The 456-nt window shown below is 45.6% G+C and carries 1 rRNA gene; it reads right to left on the minus strand.

Annotated features, from left to right (window positions below):
* Positions 1 to 338: 338 nt before the first annotated feature.
* Positions 339 to 456 (minus strand): 16S ribosomal RNA (locus tag IB259_RS30875); the annotation flags it as partial.

Consider the following 456-nt stretch of genomic DNA (forward strand, 5'->3'; position numbering starts at 1 on the left):
TATAACGCTGTAGGCTATAGGACCTGAGTATTAGCGTTTGTGCCGTTCATAAGTTTCAAAGCAGTCTGAGGTTATTCACCCCAGTCTTGAGAACTTGGAACAAAATTAATGCAATCACAACCCGTACTCATCTTCATCAGCAAGCTGATTACTCGATGAGCACATTTCGTTGTGCTTCTTCCAGATTGTTAAAGAACAAATATAGCTGTTGGGTAAAACCCAACTCATAACACTGCATGCAGCGCTATGAGTTAGCTTCTACGCGGCGCCAATGATATTGACTCCAGCTACAACAACAACCGATAAGAGTGGACGCTTAACACGAGCACTAAGCTCTGAAAGGAGGTGATCCAGCCGCACCTTCCGATACGGCTACCTTGTTACGACTTCACCCCAGTCATGAATCCTACCGTGGTAATCGCCCCCCTTGCGGTTAGGCTAACTACTTCTGGTAAA

This window comes from Achromobacter sp. ACM04, assembly GCF_014851465.1.
In the GTDB taxonomy this organism is placed as follows: domain Bacteria; phylum Pseudomonadota; class Gammaproteobacteria; order Burkholderiales; family Burkholderiaceae_B; genus Achromobacter; species Achromobacter aegrifaciens.